The sequence below is a fragment of the Mesorhizobium sp. M7A.F.Ca.CA.004.06.1.1 genome (assembly GCF_003999135.1).
Lineage (GTDB): Bacteria > Pseudomonadota > Alphaproteobacteria > Rhizobiales > Rhizobiaceae > Mesorhizobium.
Window position 1 is genome coordinate 1 of record NZ_RZPQ01001288.1, and the last position, 803, is coordinate 803.

Sequence of the window (803 nt, forward strand, 5' to 3'; positions counted from 1 at the left end):
GGCGCGACGTCCTGGAGCAGTTGAGCAGCGAGTCCAACTCGGCTGCCGCCTCGCTTGTCCTGTTCGATGACCGAGCCCCGCCAAAATTCATCGCGACCGATTTGATCTCGCCAGTGCTGGAGGCTTTCGACGCTGCCAATGGATGGCAGAAGAGCGAGGAGGTGCAACTCCTCTTCTCGATGACCCCGCCTTCGGCTTTTGTCTACGACGCCGATTATTTCCCCGCCGGAGCTCTGGCAAGCAATCACCTGCGCCTCGATCGCACCCGGCCGCTGGGGATTGGCGGACAGATTGGTTCGTTCATCGTCATGCCGACGGGGGAAATGGCACTGTTTTCGACCGAGCGCTGGCGCGACAACGATCGTCCTTCGGCAGACGATCTCGCGCGAATGAACGCGCTGCGGCCGCATCTGGCGCGTGCCAGCCTGATTGCGGCGAGGCTCGGGCTTGAGCGCGCGCAAGGAACAGTTGCGGCAATGGAAAGAATGGGACTGCCGGCTGCTGTCCTTTCATCCAATGGACGCGTGCTGGCCACCAACCCGCTGCTTGAGGCCATGCCCGCGATGTTCCTGCCGGTCGCCTTCGGCAGCATGGCGATTGGCGATGTGCAAGCAGACCTTTTGTTTCAGCAAGCCATCGCCGCCGTGCGCAGCGAGATCGAACCCTCGGTCCGATCAATCCCGGTACCCGCGCGACAAGACAGGCAGTCGATCATCGTCCATGTCCTGCCGCTGCTCCGTTCGGCGCATGATATCTTTTCGGCGGGCGTCAGGTCGAACAGGCCGGCAAGCAGGGTTGGCGAA

General features: G+C 62.4%; 1 protein-coding gene. It reads left to right on the forward strand.

Annotation, left to right across the window (positions count from 1 at the left end; translation table 11 throughout):
* Window positions 1–20: 20 nt before the first annotated feature.
* The coding region (locus EN906_RS35840; protein WP_127375855.1) for a helix-turn-helix transcriptional regulator at window positions 21–803 on the forward strand (783 nt) is incomplete at its 3' end.